The organism is Pseudomonas sp. SYWMCR5 (genome assembly GCF_057197165.1).
Genome location: NZ_JBXUNH010000008.1, coordinates 159,270 through 181,614, shown reverse-complemented (window position 1 = coordinate 181,614; position 22,345 = coordinate 159,270). Strand labels below are relative to the sequence as shown.

Sequence of the window (22,345 nt, the reverse complement as noted above, 5' to 3'; positions counted from 1 at the left end):
CTCCAGTCATTGCTGGAGTGGGTGCGCAGGCAAGGGATCTAAGCGTTTTCTTCGAGCAGCGAGTGCAGCTCGACAAACTGCTGTGTCAGCTTGTGCCGCGGCTCCAGGTGAATCAGCGGCAGGCTGGCGTGGTGGGATTCGCGCATCTTCACCGAGCTGCCCAGGTACACCGGCAGCACCGGCAGGCCCTCGGCGAGCAGCTCGTCGAGCATCTGCTGAGGCAGGCTGGCCCGTGACTGGAACTGGTTGACCACGATGCCCTCTACCTGGAGGTCTTCGTTGTGGTCGTCCTTGAGTTCCTCGATCTCGGCCAGCAGGCCGTACAGGGCCTGGCGCGAGAAGCTGTCGCAATCGAAGGGAATCAGCACACGATCTGCGGCGATCAACGCGGAAACCGCATAGAAATTCAACGCTGGCGGGGTGTCGATGTAGATCCGCTCGTAGTCTTCGTCCAGCTCATCGAGCAATTTGCGCAGCTTGTTGATCTTGTGCTTGGCCTCGAGCTTGGGCTGCAGGTCGGCCAGCTCGGCGGTGGCGGTGACCACGTGCAGGTTGTCGAAGGGCGTTTCGTAGATATCGACCTTGTTCTTCTTGCTGAACGGCCCGCTGGACAGGCTCTGCTTGAAGAAATCGGCAATACCCATGGGGATATCGTCACCCGTCAAACCGGTCAGGTACTGGGTCGAGTTGGCCTGGGCATCCAGGTCGATCAACAGGGTCCGGTAGCCTTCGTTGGCACTGACCGCCGCCAGGTTGCAGGCGATGCTCGACTTGCCCACGCCACCTTTCTGATTGAACACCACGCGCCGCATGACTGACCTCCGTGTATCAGGGAATGCCCGAGTATGTGTCCGGCGCGGCGGTTTAGCCAGCACCTTCGGGCTTTTCCAACCCCGCCAGCAGATCGACGAATGCCCTCGCCATCGCAGAGCCCGCGCCCTCGCGGCGCACCAGCCAGACCGCACTGCTCGCCTGCTCGTCGAGCAGCGTGCGGTACACCACGCCATCGATGCGGATGCGCTGGAACGACGCTGGCAGCACCGATACCCCGAGGCCCGCCGAGACCAACCCGATGATGGTCAGCGCCTCACCGGCTTCCTGAGCAAAATGCGGGCTGAAGCCAGCCTGGCGTGCCAGGTCCATCAATTGCGCATACAGACCGCTGCCGTAGCTGCGTGGGAAGAATACGAACGGCTCGTGAGCCAGGTCCCGCATATACAGGCCCTGCTCGCCGCCCAGCGCCAGCGGATGGGAGGCATTGAGCACCACGACCAGCGGCTCGCGAAACAACTCGGTGACCGCCAGCCCTTCCGGCACCGGCAGCGGACGCATCAGGCCGACCTCGATGGATTCGTCGAACACCGCGTCGACCACCTCGCGGCTGCTCATCTCCTTGAGGTGCAGGTGCACCGCCGGGAAGCGCTGGCGGAAGGCGTGGATCGCCTGGGGAATCCTCGAGGTGAAGGGCGCCGACGAGGTGAAGCCAATCTTCATCTCGCCCAGTTCCCCCAACTGCGCACGACGCGCCACATCGGCCGCCTTGTCGACTTGCGCCAGCACCTGGCGTGCCTCCTCGAGAAACAGTCGTCCAGCCTCGCTCAGCTCGACTCGACGATTGGTGCGCTCGAACAGACGCGCGCCCAACTCCTGTTCCAGCGCCTGTATCTGCTGGCTCAAGGGTGGCTGGGAGATGCCCAACTGTTGGGCTGCACGGCCGAAGTGCAGTTCTTCGGCGACGGCGATGAAGTAACGCAGATGACGCAGTTCCATGATCGGCCCCAAATAAGTCGCTAAAGCTATCAAATAGGTCGAACAATATATTGGATCTAATCATTAGCCAGCTATATGCTTTTTTCATTGCGCCAGAGGTATCACCCGTGAAAACTGCTGTAGCCCTCCTTCCTGCCGAACCCGAAGTGCCTCCCCTGAACGACGTGTGGATCGAAAAAGGCACCCCAGCCTTCATGAAAACCGTGCTGGCGCTGTTCAGCGGCGGGTTCGCCACGTTCGCCCTACTCTACTGCGTGCAACCGATGATGCCGCTGCTGTCGCAGGAGTTCTCGATCAATGCTGCGCAGAGCAGCCTGGTGCTCTCGGTGTCCACCGCCATGCTGGCGTTCGGCCTGCTGGTCACCGGGCCTATTTCCGATCGCATCGGGCGCAAGCCGGTGATGGTCTCGGCCCTGGTGTGCGCTGCCCTGGCGACACTGGCCAGCGCAGTGATGCCGACCTGGGAAGGCGTGCTTGCCACCCGCGCACTGGTCGGCCTGTCGCTGAGCGGCCTGGCGGCGGTGGCAATGACCTACCTGAGCGAGGAAATCCACCCGCAGCACATCGGCCTGGCCATGGGCCTGTACATCGGTGGCAATGCCATCGGCGGGATGAGCGGACGGCTGATCACCGGGGTGCTGATCGACTTCGTCAGCTGGCACACCGCGATGCTGGTGATCGGCAGCCTGGCGCTGCTGGCCGCGGTAGTGTTCTGGAAGGTGCTGCCGGAATCGCGCAACTTCCGCGCGCAGTCGCTGAAGCCGCGCAATCTACTCGACGGCTTCCTCATGCACTTCAAGGATGCCGGCCTGCCCTGGCTGTTCCTCGAAGCCTTCCTGCTGATGGGCGCCTTCGTCACTCTGTTCAACTACATCGGCTATCGCCTGCTGGCCGAGCCCTATCACATGAACCAGGCGCTGGTCGGCTTGCTGTCGGTGGTGTACCTGTCGGGCATCTACAGCTCGGCGCAGGTTGGCGCGCTGGCCGATCGGCTGGGGCGTCGCAGGGTGTTCTGGGCGAGCATCCTGGTGATGGCCGGTGGCATGCTGATGACTCTGTTCACCCCGTTGCCAGTGGTGATCGTCGGAATGCTGGTGTTCACCTTCGGCTTCTTCGGCGCCCATTCGGTGGCCAGCAGCTGGATCGGCCGACGCGCGCTCAAGGCCAAGGGGCAGGCGTCTTCGTTGTACCTGTTCTGCTATTACGCAGGATCGAGTGTCGCCGGGACGGCGGGCGGGATGTTCTGGCATTACGCCGGGTGGAATGGCATCGGCCTGTTCATCGGCAGTTTGCTGGCAGTGGCATTGCTGGTGGCGTTGCGCCTGAGCAAGTTGGCACCTAAGTCGGTGTGAGGCATTCGCGGCGGTTCGGGGCGCCGAACCGCCGCGAAGCAGCCTTCGTCAGTTGACGATCTCAACGATATCCACATCCACCTCACGGCTCATCAGGTGTTTCTCCACCTCGCCGGTCAGCTTGACCTTGGTCTTGTCGTTGAACGGCGTCGGCGGCAGGTCTTCGTTGTCGATTTCGACGGTGATGGTGCCGGTGTTGTCCTTGAACTCATACTTGTCGTCGTTGTTGATCTTCTTGGTCACGTAGCCCTGCAGCACCACGGGAGTGTCGTCAGCGGCTTCCTTGGCGGCGGCGACAGTAGTCACCGCTTGGGCACCTGGGCCGGTGTAACTGGAAGCCAGGGCGGCGGTGCTGAACAGAGGGGCGAGGATGAGGGCGAGATAGCGAGCTTTCATGATGATCGGGTCCTGTTTGCGTTTTGATGGCACCAGATTACCGACGATCGCTGAATTCAAGCTTAATGAAGCAAAAAGCCCGGCACAGGGCCGGGCTTTTTGCCGAACACGCCGATTCTACTGGTGATATTGCGCCGAGAACTCGTGCACGGCGTTGATGAACACACCGGCATGTTCCGGGTCCACCTCCGGCGTGATGCCATGACCCAGGTTGAACACATGGCCGCTGCCCTGCCCGTAGCTGGCCAGGATCCGCTGCACTTCGTTGCGGATCGCCTCAGGCTTGGCGTACAGCACGGTCGGGTCCATGTTGCCCTGCAGCGCGACCTTGTCGCCGACGCGACGACGGGCGTCGCCGATCTCGCAGGTCCAGTCCAGCCCCAGCGCGTCGGCACCGGCCTCGGCGATGCTTTCCAGCCACAGGCCGCCGTTCTTGGTGAACAGGATGACCGGCACCTTGCGCCCTTCATGCTCGCGAATCAGACCGCTGACGATCTTGCGCATGTAGGCCAGGGAGAACTCCTGATAGGCCGCTGCCGACAGCGCCCCGCCCCAGGTGTCGAAGATCTGCACGGCCTGGGCGCCGGCCTTGATCTGGCCGTTGAGGTAGCTGGTGACCGACTGCGCCAGCTTGTCGAGCAGCAGGTGCATGGCCTCGGGCTGGTCGTACAGCATCGCCTTGGTCTTGCGGAAGTCCTTCGACGAGCCGCCCTCGACCATGTAGGTCGCCAGGGTCCAGGGGCTGCCGGAGAAGCCGATCAGTGGCACGCGCCCGTTGAGCTCACGGCGGATGGTGCTGACCGCGTCCATCACATAGCCCAGGTCCTTGTGCGGATCGGGGATCGGCAGCGCCTCGATATCGGCCAGGGTGCTGACGACCTTCTTGAAACGTGGACCTTCGCCCGTCTCGAAGTACAGGCCCTGGCCCATGGCATCGGGGATGGTGAGGATGTCGGAGAAGAGGATTGCGGCGTCGAGCGGGTAGCGGTCCAACGGCTGGAGCGTCACCTCACAGGCGAACTGCGGGTTCATGCACAGGCTCATGAAGTCGCCGGCATTGGCGCGGCTGGCGCGATACTCCGGCAGGTAGCGGCCCGCCTGGCGCATCATCCACACCGGGGTCACGTCTACGGGTTGCTTGAGCAGTGCACGCAGGAAACGATCGTTCTTCAGGGCAGTCATGTCGGCATCCAGCAAAAAAGTGCGGGCATTTTCTCAGACGCCAGCACAAAAGGCACGGCCAGGGCCATGCGTTTTGTCTATCGGGTGCCATGGATCAAGGTTTTTTGTATACAAAATGCATCGCGGGGCAAGCCTGCTCCTGCAAAGGGATGCGTGGTCCCTGCAGGAGCGGGCTTGCCCCGCGATAGCGATCGATCAGACTTCGAGGTAGTCCAGAATCCCTTCAGCAGCAGTACGCCCTTCGAAGATCGCCGTCACCACCAGGTCCGACCCGCGCACCATGTCGCCACCGGCAAAGACTTTCGGGTTGCTGGTCTGGTGCTTGAACTTGCCTTTCTCCGGAGCCACGACGCGGCCCTGGCTGTCCATCTGGATGCCATGCTGCTCGAACCACGGCGCCGGGCTCGGGCGGAAGCCGAAGGCGATCACCACGGCATCGGCCGGCAGGATCTCTTCGGAACCCGGGATCGGCTCGGGGCTGCGGCGGCCACGGGCGTCCGGCTCGCCGAGACGGGTTTCGACCACCTTGACGCCCTCCACCTTGTCCTCGCCGACAATGGCGATCGGCTGGCGGTTGTAGAGGAACTTCACGCCCTCTTCCTTGGCGTTCTTCACCTCTTTGCGCGAGCCAGGCATGTTGGCCTCGTCGCGACGATAAGCGCAGGTCACGGCCTTGGCGCCCTGGCGGATCGAGGTGCGGTTGCAGTCCATCGCGGTGTCGCCACCGCCGAGCACCACGACCTTCTTGCCCTGCATGTCGATGAAGTCTTCTGGCGACTTCTCGAAGCCCAGGTTGCGGTTGACGTTGGCGATCAGGAAGTCCAGGGCGTCGTGCACACCTGGCAGGTCTTCACCCGGGAAGCCACCCTTCATGTAGGTGTAGGTGCCCATGCCCATGAACACTGCATCGTAGTCGGCGAGCAGCTGTTCCATGGTGATGTCCTTGCCCACCTCGGTGTTCAGGCGGAACTCGATGCCCATGCCGGTGAAGACTTCGCGGCGATTGCTCAACACGGTCTTTTCCAGCTTGAACTCGGGGATGCCGAAGGTCAGCAGGCCACCGATCTCGGGGTTCTTGTCGAACACTACCGGCGTCACGCCAGCACGCACCAGCACGTCGGCACAGCCCAGGCCCGCGGGGCCGGCACCGATGATCGCAACGCGCTTGCCGGTCGGTTTGACCTTGGACATGTCCGGACGCCAGCCCATGGCGAAGGCGGTGTCGGTGATGTACTTCTCCACCGAGCCGATGGTCACTGCGCCGAACCCGTCGTTCAGGGTACAGGCACCCTCGCACAGACGGTCCTGCGGGCATACGCGGCCGCACACTTCCGGCAGGGTGTTGGTCTGGTGCGACAGCTCCGCCGCCGCCAGGATGTTGCCTTCGGACACCAGCTTCAACCAGTTGGGGATGAAGTTGTGTACCGGGCACTTCCACTCGCAATAGGGGTTGCCGCAGCCCAGGCAGCGGTGCGCCTGCTCCACGGACTGCTGCGGCTTGAAGGGTTCGTAGATCTCGACGAACTCCTTCTTGCGCTGGCGCAGCAGCTTTTTCTTCGGGTCCTTGCGGCCCACTTCGATGAACTGGAAGTCGTTGCTCAGACGTTCAGCCATTTTTCAAAACCTCTTAACAGCAGCTGCAAGCTACACGCTGCAAGCCGCAAGACGATCACTTAAGCCGGGCGAACCGCACGCTGCCTCTGCGTGCAGCTTGCAGCTCGCCACTTGCAGCTGCTCTTACTGCGGGTTGGCACGGGTGCTGGACAACAGTTGCTTCAGATTGGCCGCCTTCGGCTTGACCAGCCAGAAGCGCCGCACATAGTCGTCCAGGTTCTCGGAGAGCTCACGCCCCCACTCACTGCCGGTTTCTTCCACGTACTCGCCCAGGACCCGCGCCAGGTGGCTGCGGTAGGCCTCCATCGCCTCGCCACTGATGCGCTGGATTTCCACCAGCTCGTGGTTGAGTTTGTCGACGAAGGTGTTGTCCATGTCGAGCACGTAGGCGAAGCCGCCCGTCATGCCAGAACCGAAGTTGTAACCGGTCTTGCCCAGAACGCAGACAAAGCCGCCGGTCATGTATTCACAGCAGTGATCACCGGTGCCCTCGACCACAGCGTGGGCGCCGGAGTTACGCACAGCGAAGCGCTCGCCCGCGGTACCGGCGGCGAACAGCTTGCCGCCCGTGGCGCCGTACAGGCAGGTGTTGCCGACGATGGCGCTGTGCTGGGTTTCGAACGGGCTGCCGGCAGGCGGCACGATGGTGACCTTGCCACCGGTCATGCCCTTGCCGACGTAGTCGTTGGCATCGCCTTCCAGGTGCAGGTTCAGGCCACCGGCGTTCCACACGCCGAAGCTCTGACCCGCCGTCCCCTTGAAGCGGAAGGTGATCGGGTTAGCCGCCATGCCCTGGTTGCCATGCAGGCGGGCGATCTCGCCAGAGATACGCGCACCGATGGAACGATCGCAGTTGCAGATGTCGAGGGCGAACTCGCCACCGGCCTGGTCGCGGATTGCCGGCAAGGCCATCTCGACCATCTTCTCGGCCAGTTCGCCCTTGTCGAACGGCGGGTTCTTGTCGACTTCGCAGAATTGCGGCTTGTCGGCCGGAATGTGCGAGCTGCCCAGCAGCGGCGTGAGGTCCAGGTGGTGCTGGCGCTCGGTGTCGCCCGGCAGCACTTCGAGCAGGTCGGTACGACCGATCAACTCGCCGAGGCTGCGCACGCCCAGCTTGGCCAGCCACTCACGGGTCTCTTCAGCGACGAAGGTGAAGAAGTTGATCACCATGTCGACAGTGCCGATGTAGTGGTCCTTGCGCAGCTTGTCGTTCTGCGTGGCGACACCCGTGGCGCAGTTGTTCAGGTGGCAGATGCGCAGGTATTTGCAGCCCAGGGCGATCATCGGCGCAGTGCCGAAACCGAAGCTTTCGGCACCGAGGATCGCGGCCTTGATCACGTCCAGGCCGGTCTTCAGACCGCCGTCGGTCTGTACCCGCACCTTGCCGCGCAGGTCGTTGCCACGCAGGGTCTGGTGGGTTTCGGCCAGGCCCAGCTCCCACGGGGCACCGGCGTACTTGATCGAGGTCAGCGGCGAGGCGCCGGTGCCACCGTCGTAGCCGGAGATGGTGATCAGGTCGGCATAGGCCTTGGCCACACCGGCAGCGATCGTGCCGACACCGGCTTCGGCCACCAGCTTGACCGACACCAGCGCCTGCGGGTTGACCTGCTTGAGGTCGTAGATCAGCTGCGCCAGGTCTTCGATCGAATAGATGTCGTGGTGCGGTGGCGGCGAGATCAGGGTCACGCCCGGCACCGCATAGCGCAGCTTGGCGATCAGGCCGTTGACCTTGCCGCCAGGCAGCTGGCCGCCCTCGCCGGGCTTGGCGCCCTGGGCAACCTTGATCTGCAGGACCTCGGCGTTGACCAGGTATTCCGGGGTCACACCAAAGCGGCCAGTGGCCACCTGCTTGATCTTCGAGCTCTTGAGAGTGCCATAGCGGGCCGGGTCTTCGCCGCCCTCACCGGAGTTGGAGCGCGCGCCCAGGCGGTTCATCGCCTCGGCCAGCGCTTCGTGGGCTTCCGGCGACAGCGCACCCAGGGAGATACCGGCAGAGTCGAAGCGCTTGAGGATCGCCTCCAGCGGCTCGATCTGGTCCAGCGCCAGCGCCTGATCGGCAACCTTGACCTTGAGCAGGTCGCGGATCATCGACACCGGACGCTGATCGACCAGCGTGGTGTATTCCTTGAACTTGGCGTAGTCGCCCTGCTGCACTGCAGCCTGCAGGGTGTTGACCACGTCCGGGTTGTACGCGTGGTATTCACCGCCGTGGACGAACTTGAGCAAGCCGCCCTGCTGGATCGGCTTGCGCGCGCTCCAGGCTTCGGCGGCGAGCAGCTTCTGGTCGCTCTCCAGGTCTTCGAAACGCGCACCCTTGATACGGCTGGACACGCCCTTGAAGCTCAGGCCGACCACTTCGTCCGACAGGCCGATGGCCTCGAAGAGTTGCGCGCCACGGTAGGAGGCGACGGTCGAGATGCCCATCTTCGACAGGATCTTCAACAGGCCCTTGGAGATGCCTTTGCGGTAGTACTTGAACACTTCATCCAGATCGCCCAGCACTTCGCCGGTGCGGATCAGGTCGGCCAACACCTCGTACGCCAGGTACGGATAGACAGCCGAGGCGCCGAAGCCCAGCAGCACGGCGAAGTGGTGCGGGTCACGGGCGGTGGCGGTTTCCACAAGGATGTTGCTGTCGCAGCGCAGGCCCTGCTCGGTCAGGCGGTGATGCACTGCACCAACGGCCAGCGAAGCGTGCACCGGCAGCTTGCCCGGCGCGATGAAACGGTCGCTCAGCACCAGTTGGGTCTTGCCGCTGCGCACCGCTTCTTCGGCCTGGTCGGCGATGTTGCGAATGGCCGCTTCAAGGCCGACATCCTGCTCGTAGTTGAGGTCGATCAGGTGACGGTCGAAGCCTTCGCGCTCCAGGCTCATCAGCGAGCGCCACTTGGCGGGCGAGATCACTGGCGAACTGAGGATCACTCGGGAGGCGTGCTCCGGGGACTCCTGGAAGATGTTGCGCTCGGCGCCCAGGCAGATTTCCAGGGACATCACGATCGCCTCGCGCAGCGGGTCGATCGGCGGGTTGGTCACCTGGGCAAACTGCTGGCGGAAGAAGTCGTACGGCGAACGCACGCGCTGCGAAAGCACGGCCATCGGCGTGTCGTCGCCCATCGAACCGACTGCTTCCTGGCCCTGCTCGCCGAGCGGGCGCAGCACCTGGTCACGCTCCTCGAAGGTGACCTGGAACATCTTCATGTATTGCTTGAGCTGGTCGGCATCGTAGCTGGCCACGCCCTGGTCGTCGGTCAGCGTCGCCTGGATGCGGGTGGCGTGCTGACGCAGCCAGCGCTTGTAGGGATGGCGCGACTTGAGACGGTTGTCGATGGCGTCGGTGTCGAGGATCTGACCGGTTTCGGTGTCCACGGCGAAGATCTGACCCGGGCCGACACGACCCTTGGCGATGACGTCCTCAGGCTTGTAGTTCCACACGCCGATTTCCGAGGCGAGGGTGATGTAGCCGTTCTTGGTGGTCACCCAGCGCGCCGGACGCAGGCCGTTGCGGTCGAGCAGGCACACGGCGTGGCGGCCTTCGGTCATGACGATGCCGGCCGGGCCGTCCCACGGCTCCATGTGCATGGAGTTGTATTCGTAGAAGGCGCGCAGGTCGGCGTCCATGGTCTCGACGTTCTGCCAGGCCGGTGGCACGAGCATGCGCACACCACGGAACAGGTCGATGCCGCCAGTGACCATCAGCTCGAGCATGTTGTCCATGCTGGAGGAGTCGGAGCCGACACGGTTGACCAGCGGACCGAGCTCTTCCAGATCGGGGATCAGGTCGTTGGCGAACTTGGTGCGACGGGCCATGGCCCAGTTGCGGTTGCCGGTGATGGTGTTGATCTCGCCGTTGTGGGCGAGGAAGCGGAATGGCTGTGCCAGCGGCCATTTCGGCAGGGTGTTGGTGGAGAAGCGCTGGTGGAAGACACAGATGGCGGTCTTCAGGCGCTCATCGCCCAGGTCCGGATAGAAGGCGGTGAGGTCCGCCGGCATCATCAGGCCTTTGTAGATGATGGTCTTGTGCGAGAAGCTGCAGATGTAGTGGTCGGCGTCGTGGGCGTTGGCCACGGACGAACGGCGACGGGCACTGAACAGCTTGATGGCGAATTCCTGGTCGGTCAGACCTTCACCGCCGATGAACACCTGCTCGATCTGCGGCAGACGTTCGAGGGCCAGGCGACCGAGCACGCTGGTGTCGATCGGCACTTTGCGCCAGCCGACCAGTTGCAGGCCGGCAGCGAGGATCTCGCGGTCCATGTTGGCGCGCGCAGCCTCGGCTTTCACAGGGTCCTGATTGAAGAACACCATGCCGACGGCGTACTGCTTGGGCAGTTCGACGGCAAAGTGCTCCTGGGCCACGGCACGCAGGAACTGATCGGGCTTCTGCATCAGCAGGCCACAACCGTCACCGGTCTTGCCATCTGCGTTGATCCCACCACGGTGGGTCATGCAGGTCAGAGCCTCGACGGCAGTTTGCAGAAGGTGGTGACTCGGCTCGCCCGTCATATGGGCGATCAGGCCAAAACCACAGTTATCCTTGAACTCTTCGGGATGGTACAGACCTGTTTTCATAGACACTTTCTCACCAGGTTCGCCTCTCAACCAAGGCAAATCTCTTTTTAGTACAACCACTTACCATCCACGCCGATCGAATGCCAGCTTTTTTGCGGTGGGTATAGGGAAACCATTGTTGCACAGCGACAGGGAGGCCCACAAATTTTCACGACGAATCGTTGAAAGTTTATGTCGCATTTTTGAATGTTTTTGCGTCATGCGCCGTGATAGCGGCTTGACTCGAGTCTGAAGCGTTTCAGCCGTGACTGCAACAGAAGGCTTGTGGCCGGCAGTCTGGGACAGAAAAGCCTGCCGCGCATCAGCACAGCAGGCTTTGTCGAGTCCGGGATTCGCTCAGCAACTGGGCGGCGGGGGTGGTGCCGCCCGGAAGGATCAGCGGGCCGTGGCCAGCTCTTGTTGAACGCTGCCGACGGTACGAGGCCAAGGTTTACCAGCCTGGACCTTCGCTGGCAAGTTCTTGATTGCCGCAGCTGCGGCATCGCGGCTGCCGAAGTTGCCGTAGGTCACCACGTACAGCGGCTTGCCCTGCAGGGTTTTCTTGAAGTAGCGATAGTCGCCACCCTGCTCCCTGACGAACGATTGGGCAGCGGATTCATTGCTGGTACCGAACACCTGAACCACATAGTTGCCCGGCTTCTGGCCGCTGTACCAGCCGCTGTTGCCTGCGCCTCCGGCGGCGGGTTTCTCGGCAGGCTTGGCTGCGGGCTTGGCGGTGGCCACCTGGGTCGGAGCCGGCGCTGGCTTGGCAGCAGGCGCAACCGGTTTTGCCGGCTGGGTTGCGACAGGTTTCTGTGCAGGCGCAACCGGCTGGGCAGGCACGCTGGCTACTGGCTGGGCTGGAGCAGGTGCAGGGCCAGCAGCGACACCTTGGGGCGGCGCAGTGGTGGTGACGGTGGGAGGAACGGCAGCCGAAGGCGCTGAAGGCTGCAGTGCAGTATTACCGGCAGGGCCAGCCTCGTCACCATCGCCCATGCCTGCGGCCTGGGCCAGCGGCTCACGCATGACCGGCTGCGACTGCCCCACCAGCGGCAGCGGCATGGGCTGCGACGAACCGGAGAATTCGACGGTCGGGCCGCCATTGCCCGACTGCCCCAGTGGCAACTGGGCCTGGGCAGCAGGCGCGTCGGTCGGCGCCTTGTCGCCTTTCTTGGGCATCAGGACCGCGGCAGCGACAGCGACCACAACGACAGCGGACAGCGCGAGCACATGTTTCTTAGGCATTTTGAACCCCATGGATGGTCGCTTTTCCGTACTGCGGGTAGCGATCATGGCTTCGATCAAGGTATCGCGGGCAACCTGGTTGATGTTTCCTGGCCAGCCGTCGGAGTTTTCGTGGATATCGGCGATCTGTTCGGCGCTGAACACCTCAAGGCCCCGGCCAGCACCTTCCAGACGCTGCTCCAGATACTCCCGAGTCTCTTCTTCGCTGTAGGGGGCAAGCTCGATGATGTGGAAGCGTTCTTCCTCGACACTGAGTTCGTCCAACCCGGCAATCAGCGAAGGCTCACCGAACAGGAACACATGCGGGCGCCCTTCCGGAACGCCTGCCGCCAGCTCCAGCAACGCTTGGAGTGCCGACTCGTCGAGTTGTTCCGCATCGTCCACTAGCAGATAGACTTCCTGCCCGGTCAGAGCCAACTGGACGACCTGGGACAGGATCGCCTGCACTTCCGGCTGCGCGACGTTCAGCGCCTGGGCTACCTGGCCCAGCACGCTGGCAGCATCGCTTGCGCCGCGCGCAGAAACGACCACGCTCTGCACCGACTGCTTGTTGGTGCTGGCCACCAGGGCCTGGCGCAGCAGGGTCTTGCCGCTGCCCAACGGTCCGGTCACCACGAGCATCAGGTGGCTGTAACGCGCCAGGTGATGCAGTTGACCCAACACCGGCTTGCGCTGGGCAGGGAAGAACTTGAACCCGGGCACCCGAGGTGCGAACGGATCGTGACTCAACTGGTAGTGATCGAGGAACGCCTCATCGGCATGCAAACTGGTCATCGCGCTGTCACAACCTCAAAGCTGCGCCACGATCGCGCGGTAATCCGCTGCAAGCGTGGCCTGAAGAATCTCTTTCGGATAGTCGTCGGTGATCACGGCCTCGCCCATCTGGCGCAACAGCACCAGGCGCAGGCGTCCGTCGAGCACCTTCTTGTCGACCGCCATATGTTCCATGAAATGCGCCGGGGTCATTTCCTGTGGGGGCACCACCGGCAAGCCTGCATCCTGCAGCAGGCGAATTCCGCGATCACGCGCCGACTGGTCGATCCAGCCCAGGCGCATGGACATCTCCAGGGCCATGACGGTCCCGGCAGCGACGGCCTCGCCATGCAACCATACCCCGTAACCCATGTGGGTTTCGATGGCATGGCCGAAGGTATGGCCGAGGTTCAGGGTGGCACGCACACCGGACTCACGCTCGTCGGCGCCCACCACCGCCGCCTTCGCCGCACAGGAGCGGCGGATGGCTTCGGTCAGCGCCACGGAATCGAGCTTGCGCAGCGCCGCCATGTTGTCTTCCAGCCAGCCGAGGAATGGCTCGTCGCAGATCAGGCCGTACTTGATCACTTCAGCGAGACCTGCCGACAGCTCGCGGGGTGGCAGGGTACGCAGGCTGGTGGTGTCGATCAGCACCGCGTTGGGCTGATAGAAGGCACCGACCATGTTCTTGCCCAGCGGGTGGTTGATGCCGGTCTTGCCACCAACGGACGAATCCACCTGGGACAGCAGCGTGGTCGGCACCTGGATGAAGTCGACACCTCGCTGGTAACAGGCCGCGGCAAATCCAGCCATGTCGCCGATCACTCCGCCGCCCAGCGCGACCACAGTGGTGCGCCGATCATGGCGGGCCGTGAGCAGGGCATCGAAAATCAGCTGAAGGGTTTCCCAGTTCTTGTGGGCTTCGCCGTCAGGCAGCACCACTGGTAGCACCGACCAGGCGCCGAGCGTCTTGCTCAGCCGCTCGAGATACAGGGGCGCGACGGTTTCGTTGGAGACGATGGCGACCTGCCGTCCGGCAATGTGCGGCGCCAGCAGCTCGGGCTGGTCCAGCAGGCCCTCGCCAATGTAGATCGGATAGCTACGTTCGCCCAGATCGACCTTCAATGTCTGCATGTATCCCCACAATATGCTTTGGCGCGGCCTTGCCTGAGCGGCCAGCGCGGTAACGTTCAACGTCGCCCCGGCGTTGGTCGCCGAGGATAGTCCCGGCTCAGCGGGGCGGCAACTGCTGCAAACGCTCGAGAATATCGAGCACGACCATGCGCGGTGGCCGTTCGTCGGTTTCCACCACGAGGTCGGCGATCTCGCGATAGAGCGGGTCGCGGGTTTCCAGCAATGCACGAAGCGTGGCTTCCGGGTTGGCGGTCCGCAGCAGTGGGCGGTTGCGATCACGCGCAGTGCGGCCAACCTGCTGTTCCACCGAAGCATGCAGGTAGATGACACGCCCGCCCTTGTACAACGCCTGGCGATTGGCTTCGCGCATCACCGCGCCGCCACCGGTTGCGACAACCACGCCGTCGAGCTCGCAGAGCTCGGCAATCATCGCCTGCTCACGATCACGGAAGCCCGGCTCGCCTTCCTTGTCGAAGATCCACGGGATGTTGGCGCCGGTTCGCAGCTCGATTTCCTTGTCGGAATCCTTGAACAGCAGGCGCAGCTCTTTGGCCAAAAGGCGCCCGATGGTGCTCTTACCGGCGCCCATGGGCCCTACAAGTATCAAATTTCGCACAGAATCAACGACTCACAGCTATCGCCCGGTCACCCATGATACGCGGAGTCAGGAAGACCAGCAGCTCAGATTTTTTCTCTTGTAATGCATCGCGTCGAAACAGCCGTCCAACATACGGCAGATCGCCAAGAAATGGCACCTTGTCCACCACATTGTTATGCGACGTCGAGTACACGCCACCAATCACAATCGTCTCGCCATCGGCCACTCGCACCTTGGCGTTGACCTCGTTCTTGCGGATCGGCGGCACATCGTTGAGGGCATTGAGGTAGTCCGGCTCGTCCTTGGTCACCCGCACCGCCATGATGACCTTGCCATCCGGGGTGATCTGCGGCGTGACCTCCAGTGACAGCGATGCCTCGCGGAATGCCACCGAGGTTGCACCGCTCTTGCTCGACTGCTGGTACGGCACTTCGGTGCCCTTGAGGATCCGCGCGGTTTCCTTGTCGGCAGTGACCACCTTGGGCTGGGAGATGATCTCGCCATTGCCGCTTTTCTCCATGGCACTGAGCTCCAGGTCAAGCAGCACATCGCCACGCACCAGCCCCACTCCTACGCCAGAGGTCGCCCCCTGCGCGCCGAGATCGACAAACAGCTCACCGGCGGGCCGCCCTGGCATACCACCCAGCCCTGCTCCCCAGCGAATCCCGAGCACGTTCTCATAATCGACGTTGGCCTCGACGATCCGGGCCTCGATCATTACCTGGCGCACCGGCACATCCAGGTGCGCCACCAGTTGCCGCAACTCGGCCAGGCGCGCGGCAGACTGGGTGGCGATCAGGGTGTTGGTCCGCGAGTCCACGCTCAAGCTGCCGCGCCCTGCTGCGGGGTCGTCATCCGCCAGGCTTTCCAGCAACAGTTTCGCCAGGTCGGCCGCATCGGCGTGATGGATCGGCAGCAACTCCCGACGCAGCGGCTGCAACTGCGCCTCGAGTGCCTGGTCGATGCGCGCCTCGCGCGACTGCTCGGCGAGCTCGGCAGCGGGCGCGACCAATAGCACGTTGCCCTCCTCGCGCCTGGCCAGCCCCCGGCTGCGCAACACCAGGTCCAGCGCCTGGTCCCAAGGCACCTCGTGCAGCCGCAGGGTGACATTGCCCCGCACCGTGTCACTGGCCACCAGGTTGATGCCGGCATAATCGGCTAGCACCTGCAGTACCGCACGGACCTCGACGTCCTGGAAGTTCAGCGAAAGCGGCTCACCTTTGTACAGGGGCTCCGCCATTGCCCGTAGCGCCAGCAGCATCGCCATGATGCCGATCAACAGTCTCTTCACGTTCGCTCCTTGCGCCTGTGCGCCTGCTTAACGTCAGGTAGCTCGAATGCTGTTGCCACTCGCCACCATTGAACAGCCGCTCGCTGATCTCGACCTGATCCTGGTCGACCTGTATCACTTCACCCTCTTCACGACCCAGGCGGTCCCCCTTGGCAACCCGGTAAACACGCCCGGCCCAGCGCACCAGCGCCTGGGTTTGCCCTGCGCGGGACAGGCTGCCAACCATCTCCAACTGCTCCAGTGGCACCCCCGCCAAACCCTCCGCATGCCGACGCGACGACCAGGGTGCAAACGGGTCCAGCTCCGGCGCCCGACCGATCGGACCCGCGGGCTCATCGGCCAGCGAAGCGGGCACCGGCAACGTCTCGCCGGCATGAAATGCCTGCACTGACACTTGAAGCTGCAATAGCCCCGGCCGGTCTGCTGCAGGCTCCAGTTGCAAACGGGTCACCTGCAGCAGGCGCAACTGCCCCAGCCACTCGCCCAGCCAGGGACGCAGGGCGGCATAGCGCCCACTCACCTGCATCTGCAAGGGCACCTGGCGGTAACCCTGCGCCTCGACGCCTTCTTCCACGTCGAGGCGCTCGAAAACCAGGCCGTAGGTGCGTCCCGAAACCGCCAACTGGTCGAGCAGATCGCTCATGCTCTCGCCACCCGACAATCGCCAGCGCGCATCCCGCAGCCGCTTCTCCTCGCTGGCCAGCGCCGCCTCGGCGTCATCCAGCGCCAGGACCTGTTGCTCCCGCGCCTGCAACAGCCGCCGCTGCTCGACTTCACTCGCCACGCCTTGACGGTAGGCTGCGCGCACCTCCTGCAGACGAAGCTGATAGCCGCAGGCCAGGACCAGCAACACACCAGCGGCCACGACCGCGCCCCTGTACATACGCGAGCGCCCGGCCATCTCGTGCCAGCCCAGCACCTCTGCAATGCGCATGCTCAGGAGGCCACCACCCGGGCAACGAGTAAAAATGCGTCGCCACCCGCGCGCGCGATGACGTGCTTGAGCTCAAGGTCCAGGAGTACCGGCGAGCGCTGCAGGTCGCGCATGAACTGGGCCAGCACAGCAGCAGAAACCGCCAGGCCATTGACCTGCAGACGATCGCCCTGCACGTCCAGGCGGGTCAGTTGCATCCCTTGCGGCATCGCCAGCTCGATCTCGATCAACAGCTGCGGCACGCCGTGCTGCGACGAGCGCAGCCCACCCAGCGCATCCACCTGACTACGCAGGCCCGCGTGCGCCTCGCGCAGTTGCTCGAGACGTGCCACTTGCCCATCCAGCCACTGCAACTGCTGCTGACGCTGCACACCGGCAGCGGCTTGCTGCTTCAGGCGCAGATGGGCGAACCGATCGACCAGCATGACCACGACAAAAGCTGCGAACAGACTGCCCAGAAACACCAGCTGGAAGTTGCGCAGCGCCACCAGACGCTGGCGCTCACGCCAGGGCAGGAGATTCAGGCGCAGGTTCATTGCGCACCTCCCAGGGCGAGGCTGAGGGGCAGGACCAGGGCACTGCAGTGGTCTGGCAGCGAACCCGCGTGGACACCCTGCGGGCAAACCTGCTCACAGGGGAACCCGAAATGCCGCGCCAGCGACCGCACGCAAGCATCCGTCGCCGCCCCGCCGCCGACCATCAACCCGGCAGTCAGCTCGAAGGGGCGATCCCCCTCCAGCAAGCTCTCGACGCGCGTCAGAAATTCGGTCGTCCCTACGCCAGGCTCGATCCTCTGCGCCTTGCGCCAAGGCATGGGGCCATCGGGCCAGCCATGCAGGGTCAGACTGTCGGCCTCGACCTGCAGCAGTGGCCGACAGTACTCCACGGCCTGCAAACGACGCAGCGCCAGGCCGTCCAGCTCGACGACAACCACCTCCAGGCCTGCCGCCTCGAATGGCTGCAACAGAGGCTCCAGAAAGCTCTGGCGAGCGGCCCCGACCAGTACATCGAGCATGTCCGGTGCCTGCTGCGAAGTACCAAGCACCTGAAAGTCCAGGGCCAGATCGTCAATCGGGAACGGGAAAAGCCGCTCGGCATCAGCCAGCAGACGCGCCTCTCGTTCGGACTCCGCCAGCGCGGCGGGCAACTGGCCCACCTTGCAGATCACCTGCGAGCCGGGCACGGCCAGCGCAACCCGTCTAGACCGGCTACCACAACGATGCCACGCCTGACGCAGGGCCATCGCCTGCACTTCGGTATCGACACCGCCCCGCTGGATCGGCTCGACCGCCCAGGCAGTCAGCTCATGGCGCCCTCGTCGCCGCTGTAATTCAACAATCCTCACCGAATCGGAGGCAATTTCCACCCCCAATACTGAACCGGCATCCCTGCCAAAGCGTCCAAGCATCGCTGCTCCTTTTCATGACCGTGGCAAACCCTTGCCATCCGGGGCGATTGCGCCCCTTGCCCCGACCGACCGATGACCCGGCGGGGCGAAAATGCTTATAATGCCCAGCGTTTTTCCCCGGCCGCCGGGCCTGCGTGCACTCCACTTCTCAACCTGGACACCCAAAAGCCTTGATACGCCTGCTGAAGTTCTTCTGGTGGTCTTTCGTCGCCGTCATCTGCGCGCTCGTGCTCGGTCTGAGTGGTGCGTTTCTGTATCTTAGTCCCAGCCTGCCTTCGGTCGACTCGCTCAGAAGCATCCAGTTGCAGATCCCCCTGAGGGTGTACAGCAGCGACGGCAAACTGATTGCCGAGTTTGGCGAAATGCGCCGCTCGCCGATCCGTTTTGCGGAAATTCCCCCACAGTTCATCCAGGCGCTTCTGTCAGCCGAAGACGACAATTTCCTCAATCACTACGGGGTCGATCCGAGCAGCCTGATGCGCGCCGCGACCCAGTTGGTGAAATCCGGTCATATCCAGACCGGCGGCAGCACCATCACCATGCAGGTGGCGAAGAACTTCTTCCTCACCAGCGAGCGCAGCTTCTCGCGCAAGACCAACGAGATCCTCCTGGCGCTGCAGATCGAACGCGAGCTGACCAAGGACGAAATCCTCGAGCTGTACGTCAACAAGATCTACCTGGGCAACCGCGCCTACGGTATCGACGCCGCCGCGCAGGTGTACTACGGCAAGTCGATCCGCGATGTCAGCCTGGCGCAGATGGCGATGATCGCCGGCCTGCCGAAAGCCCCTTCGCGCTTCAACCCGCTGGCCAACCCGGTGCGCGCCAAGGAGCGCCGCGACTGGATCCTCGGCCGCATGTACAAACTCGGCAAGATCGATGAGGCCAGCTACCAGGCCGCCCTCGCCGAGCCGCTGAACGCCAGCTATCACGTACCGACACCTGAGGTGAATGCGCCGTTCGTCGCCGAAATGGCCCGCGCCGAAATGGTCGGCCGCTACGGCAGCGATGCCTATACCGAAGGTTTCCGGGTGACCACGACCGTGCCCAGCGACACGCAGGAAATCGCCAACAAGGCAGTCCTCAACGGCCTCTCCCAATACGACGAGCGCCACGGCTACCGTGGTCCCGAAGCGCGCTTCCCAGGCAAGACCCGCGCCGCCTGGCAGCAGGAACTGGGCAAGCAACGCACCCTCGGCGGCCTGGAACCGGCCATCGTCACCCAGGTGGACAAGACCGGCCTGAAAGTCATGACCCGCGGTGGCCAGGACGAAGACGTGGCCTGGGACACCATGAAGTGGGCCCGTCCGTTCATCAACAGCAATGCCCAGGGTCGCACGCCTCAGTCGCCGGCCGACGTCGCGCAGATCGGCGACCTGGTGCGCCTGCAACGCCTGGACGACGGCAAGCTCAAGTTCAGCCAGGTGCCGGGCGCCCAGAGCGCACTGGTCACGCTTGACCCGAACAACGGTGCAATCCGCGCCCTGGTCGGAGGATTCTCGTTCGAGCAGAGCAACTACAACCGCGCCATGCAGGCCAAGCGCCAGCCAGGCTCCAGCTTCAAGCCCTTCGTCTATAGCGCTGCGCTGGACAACGGCTACACCGCCGCCAGCCTGGTCAACGACGCACCGATCGTGTTCGTCGACGAATACCTCGACAAGGTCTGGCGTCCGAAGAACGACACCAACACCTTCCTCGGCCCGATTCGCATGCGCGAGGCGCTGTACAAGTCGCGCAACCTGGTCTCGATCCGCCTGCTCCAGGCGATGGGGGTCGACCGCACCATCGACTACATTGCCAAGTTCGGCTTCAACAAGCAGGACCTGCCGCGCAACCTGTCGCTGGCATTGGGTACCGCAACGCTCACCCCGATGGAGATCGCCACCGGCTGGAGCACCTTTGCCAACGGCGGCTACAAGATCAACCCATACCTGATCGAGCGCGTCGAAAGCCGCAACGGCGAAACCCTGTTCACCGCGAACCCGGCACGCGTCCCCCAGGGCAACCAGGACCAGGCCGGCATCGCCGCGCCCGAAGAGCCGATCACCACGCTCCCACAACCGGGCACCGCGCCTTCGGCACTGGGCCAGATCGCCCCGCCACCGCAAACGCCGGCCATCGCCGAGCGTATCGTCGATGGCCGTACCACCTACATCCTGACCAGCATGCTGCAGGATGTGATCAAGCGTGGTACGGGCCGTCGCGCCCTGGCCCTGGGCCGCAGCGACATCGCGGGCAAGACCGGTACGACCAACGAATCCAAGGACGCCTGGTTCTCCGGCTACAACGCCGACTACGTGACCACGGTCTGGGTCGGTTTCGACCAGCCTGAAACACTTGGTCGCCGAGAATATGGCGGCACCGTTGCACTGCCGATCTGGATGGACTTCATGGGCCCGGCACTCAAGGGCAAGCCTGAACACGCACCGGCAGAGCCTGAGGGCATCCTCAGCCTGCGCGTGGATCCGGTCAGCGGTCGCGCGGCGACGCCAAGCACGCCAAACGCCTACTTCGAGCTGTTCAAGGCCGAGGATTCCCCACCGTCGGTGGATGAGCTGGGCAACGGTGCAGCACCGGGCAGCCCGCTGCCGGCCGATGAAGCGGCGCCGATGGATCTGTTCTGAGTGGTGATTTGAACCTGTAGCAGCGGCCTTGTGCCGCTTCTACAGGTGGAGCGGCCATCTGTAGAACAGCGGCCAATAAAAAGCCCCGACTCTCGCGAGCCGGGGCTTTTTCATGTCGCTACAACGGGATCAGCCGTTGAACACGTCATCCACGCTCTTGAGCGGGTAGTGCTTCGGATACGGCAGGGTCGCCACACCGGATTCGATGGCGGCCTTGGCCACGGCATCGGAAACGACGGTGATCAGGCGAGCGTCCAGTGGCTTCGGAATGATGTACTCACGACCGAACTCCAGACCTTCGACGCCGTAGGCCTCGCAGACTTCCTTCGGAACCGGCAGCTTGGCCAGGTCTTTCAGGGCGACGGCGGCGGCGATCTTCATTTCTTCGTTGATGCGCTTGGCGCGAACGTCCAGGGCACCACGGAAGATGAAGGGGAAGCCCAGTACGTTGTTGACCTGGTTCGGGTAGTCGGAACGACCGGTGGCCATGATCACGTCGCTGCGAGTGGCGTGAGCCAGCTCTGGAGCGATTTCCGGATCCGGGTTCGAGCAGGCGAACACGATCGGGTTGGCAGCCATCGACTTCAGGCCTTCCGGGCTCAGCAGGTTCGGGCCGGACAGGCCAACGAACACGTCAGCACCTTCCAGCGCGTCAGCCAGAGTGCGCTTGTCGGTGGCGTGGGCGAACTGCGCCTTGTACTGGTTCAGGTCGTCGCGGCCAGCGTGGATCACGCCGCTACGGTCGATCATGTAGATGTTCTCGACCTTGGCACCCATGCTGACCAGCAGCTTCATGCAGGAGATGGCGGCAGCGCCGGCACCCAGGCAGACGATCTTGGCGTCTTCGAGCTTCTTGCCTGCGATTTCCAGGGCGTTGATCATGCCGGCCGCCGTCACGATGGCGGTGCCGTGCTGGTCATCGTGGAAGACCGGGATGTCGCACTGTTCGATCAGGGTGCGCTCGATCTCGAAGCACTCAGGTGCCTTGATGTCTTCGAGGTTGATGCCACCGAAGGTGATGGAGATGCGGCGAACGGTGTCGATGAAAGCCTGTGGGCTTTCCGACTCGACTTCGATGTCGAACACGTCGATACCGGCGAAACGCTTGAACAGAACACCCTTGCCTTCCATGACTGGCTTGGAGGCCAGCGGGCCGAGGTCACCCAGGCCGAGGATGGCAGTACCGTCGGAGATCACAGCGACCAGGTTGCCCTTGCCGGTGTATTTGTAGGCCAGCTCCGGATCACGGCCAATTTCGCGTACCGGCTCGGCGACGCCTGGGCTGTAGGCCAGGGCAAGGTCACGGGCGGTGGCGGTTGGCTTGGAGAGTTCGACGCTCAGTTTCCCCGGGCGAGGTTGAGCGTGATATTCGAGAGCGGCGGTTTTCAAGTCTGACATGGTGGGCATTCCGCTTGTTTACTGTTCTGACGGACCGCCGAGGATACGCAAAGAGCCGGGAAGCGACAAGACTGCCCGGTCACATGTGTCAAGGCCCT

Annotated in this window: 16 protein-coding genes; 2 read left to right on the top strand and 14 right to left on the bottom strand. The window is 63.5% G+C overall.

The annotated features are described in order from the left end of the window. Window positions 1-38: 38 nt before the first annotated feature. Both AC2CGW_RS20380 and AC2CGW_RS20375 read right to left on the bottom strand, forming a co-directional pair. Entirely contained in the window at window positions 39-812 is a 774-nt protein-coding gene (locus AC2CGW_RS20380) for a ParA family protein (RefSeq protein ID WP_054891199.1), read from the bottom strand. 52 nt (window positions 813-864) lie between these two features. Then, window positions 865-1,770 carry a LysR family transcriptional regulator gene (locus AC2CGW_RS20375; protein WP_186721463.1) on the bottom strand — a complete coding sequence of 302 codons (906 nt, stop codon included), beginning with the start codon at window positions 1,768-1,770 and terminating at the stop codon, window positions 865-867. Window positions 1,771-1,877: 107 nt separating this feature from the next. Here AC2CGW_RS20375 and AC2CGW_RS20370 point away from each other — a divergent pair, with 107 nt between their 5' ends. Beyond that, the gene (locus AC2CGW_RS20370) at window positions 1,878-3,122 is read left to right on the top strand and encodes an MFS transporter (RefSeq protein ID WP_186721465.1); all 1,245 of its coding nucleotides are present in this window, start codon (window positions 1,878-1,880) and stop codon (window positions 3,120-3,122) included. A gap of 48 nt (window positions 3,123-3,170) precedes the next feature. Here the strand turns inward: AC2CGW_RS20370 and AC2CGW_RS20365 are convergent, their stop codons facing one another. The 11 genes from AC2CGW_RS20365 to pilM all read right to left on the bottom strand — a co-directional run bounded on the left by AC2CGW_RS20365 (window position 3,171) and on the right by pilM (window position 18,225). Then, entirely contained in the window at window positions 3,171-3,518 is a 348-nt protein-coding gene (locus AC2CGW_RS20365) for a YgiW/YdeI family stress tolerance OB fold protein (protein ID WP_186665630.1), read from the bottom strand. Window positions 3,519-3,635: 117 nt separating this feature from the next. Continuing rightward, entirely contained in the window at window positions 3,636-4,700 is a 1,065-nt protein-coding gene (gene hemE / locus AC2CGW_RS20360; protein WP_186665628.1) for a uroporphyrinogen decarboxylase, read from the bottom strand. Between the two features lie 195 nt (window positions 4,701-4,895). Then, window positions 4,896-6,314, bottom strand: coding sequence for an FAD-dependent oxidoreductase (locus tag AC2CGW_RS20355; protein WP_484574489.1), 1,419 nt, complete (start codon window positions 6,312-6,314; stop codon window positions 4,896-4,898). A gap of 123 nt (window positions 6,315-6,437) precedes the next feature. Beyond that, a complete protein-coding gene (gene gltB, locus AC2CGW_RS20350; protein ID WP_186665625.1) occupies window positions 6,438-10,883 on the bottom strand; it encodes a glutamate synthase large subunit in 4,446 nt (1,481 codons plus the stop codon). A gap of 375 nt (window positions 10,884-11,258) precedes the next feature. Further along, window positions 11,259-12,881, bottom strand: a complete 1,623-nt coding sequence (locus tag AC2CGW_RS20345; RefSeq protein WP_186665623.1) for an AAA family ATPase — start codon at window positions 12,879-12,881, stop codon at window positions 11,259-11,261. Window positions 12,882-12,896: 15 nt separating this feature from the next. Continuing rightward, complete coding sequence (gene aroB, locus AC2CGW_RS20340) at window positions 12,897-13,994, bottom strand: 3-dehydroquinate synthase (protein ID WP_186708690.1); 1,098 nt, start codon at window positions 13,992-13,994, stop codon at window positions 12,897-12,899. A 97-nt stretch (window positions 13,995-14,091) separates the two neighbouring features. Then, window positions 14,092-14,610 carry a shikimate kinase AroK gene (gene aroK, locus AC2CGW_RS20335; RefSeq protein ID WP_186665619.1) on the bottom strand — a complete coding sequence of 173 codons (519 nt, stop codon included), beginning with the start codon at window positions 14,608-14,610 and terminating at the stop codon, window positions 14,092-14,094. 4 nt (window positions 14,611-14,614) lie between these two features. After that, window positions 14,615-15,853, bottom strand: a complete 1,239-nt coding sequence (locus AC2CGW_RS20330; protein WP_484574513.1) for a type IV pilus secretin PilQ — start codon at window positions 15,851-15,853, stop codon at window positions 14,615-14,617. Beyond that, window positions 15,807-16,817 (bottom strand): pilus assembly protein PilP, encoded by a 1,011-nt coding sequence (locus tag AC2CGW_RS20325; protein WP_411383456.1) that lies wholly within the window; start codon window positions 16,815-16,817, stop codon window positions 15,807-15,809. Before AC2CGW_RS20325 ends, AC2CGW_RS20330 begins: the two co-directional genes overlap by 47 nt. 2 nt (window positions 16,818-16,819) lie before the next feature. Continuing rightward, window positions 16,820-17,353, bottom strand: a complete 534-nt coding sequence (locus tag AC2CGW_RS20320; protein WP_186665617.1) for a PilN domain-containing protein — start codon at window positions 17,351-17,353, stop codon at window positions 16,820-16,822. Beyond that, the gene (gene pilM, locus AC2CGW_RS20315; protein WP_186721475.1) at window positions 17,350-18,225 is read right to left on the bottom strand and encodes a type IV pilus biogenesis protein PilM; all 876 of its coding nucleotides are present in this window, start codon (window positions 18,223-18,225) and stop codon (window positions 17,350-17,352) included. The genes AC2CGW_RS20320 and pilM overlap by 4 nt, the downstream gene beginning before the upstream one ends. A gap of 173 nt (window positions 18,226-18,398) precedes the next feature. Here pilM and AC2CGW_RS20310 point away from each other — a divergent pair, with 173 nt between their 5' ends. Continuing rightward, on the top strand, window positions 18,399-20,849 hold the full coding sequence (locus AC2CGW_RS20310; RefSeq protein ID WP_411384515.1) for a penicillin-binding protein 1A: 2,451 nt from the start codon (window positions 18,399-18,401) through the stop codon (window positions 20,847-20,849). Between the two features lie 129 nt (window positions 20,850-20,978). Here AC2CGW_RS20310 and AC2CGW_RS20305 read toward each other — a convergent pair whose 3' ends face one another. Continuing rightward, a complete protein-coding gene (locus tag AC2CGW_RS20305; RefSeq protein ID WP_186665614.1) occupies window positions 20,979-22,247 on the bottom strand; it encodes a malic enzyme-like NAD(P)-binding protein in 1,269 nt (422 codons plus the stop codon). Between the last annotated feature and the right edge of the window lie 98 nt (window positions 22,248-22,345).

Coding starts and splice junctions, on each gene's coding strand:
- AC2CGW_RS20380 (WP_054891199.1), bottom strand. CDS start 812: ATGCGGCGCGTGGTGTTCAATCAGAAAGGTGGCGTGGGCAAGTCGAGC.
- AC2CGW_RS20375 (WP_186721463.1), bottom strand. CDS start 1,770: ATGGAACTGCGTCATCTGCGTTACTTCATCGCCGTCGCCGAAGAACTG.
- AC2CGW_RS20365 (WP_186665630.1), bottom strand. CDS start 3,518: ATGAAAGCTCGCTATCTCGCCCTCATCCTCGCCCCTCTGTTCAGCACC.
- hemE (WP_186665628.1), bottom strand. CDS start 4,700: ATGACTGCCCTGAAGAACGATCGTTTCCTGCGTGCACTGCTCAAGCAA.
- AC2CGW_RS20355 (WP_484574489.1), bottom strand. CDS start 6,314: ATGGCTGAACGTCTGAGCAACGACTTCCAGTTCATCGAAGTGGGCCGC.
- gltB (WP_186665625.1), bottom strand. CDS start 10,883: ATGAAAACAGGTCTGTACCATCCCGAAGAGTTCAAGGATAACTGTGGT.
- AC2CGW_RS20345 (WP_186665623.1), bottom strand. CDS start 12,881: ATGACCAGTTTGCATGCCGATGAGGCGTTCCTCGATCACTACCAGTTG.
- aroB (WP_186708690.1), bottom strand. CDS start 13,994: ATGCAGACATTGAAGGTCGATCTGGGCGAACGTAGCTATCCGATCTAC.
- AC2CGW_RS20330 (WP_484574513.1), bottom strand. CDS start 15,853: ATGCTGCTGGCGCTACGGGCAATGGCGGAGCCCCTGTACAAAGGTGAG.
- AC2CGW_RS20325 (WP_411383456.1), bottom strand. CDS start 16,817: ATGCGCATTGCAGAGGTGCTGGGCTGGCACGAGATGGCCGGGCGCTCG.
- AC2CGW_RS20320 (WP_186665617.1), bottom strand. CDS start 17,353: ATGAACCTGCGCCTGAATCTCCTGCCCTGGCGTGAGCGCCAGCGTCTG.
- pilM (WP_186721475.1), bottom strand. CDS start 18,225: ATGCTTGGACGCTTTGGCAGGGATGCCGGTTCAGTATTGGGGGTGGAA.
- AC2CGW_RS20305 (WP_186665614.1), bottom strand. CDS start 22,247: ATGTCAGACTTGAAAACCGCCGCTCTCGAATATCACGCTCAACCTCGC.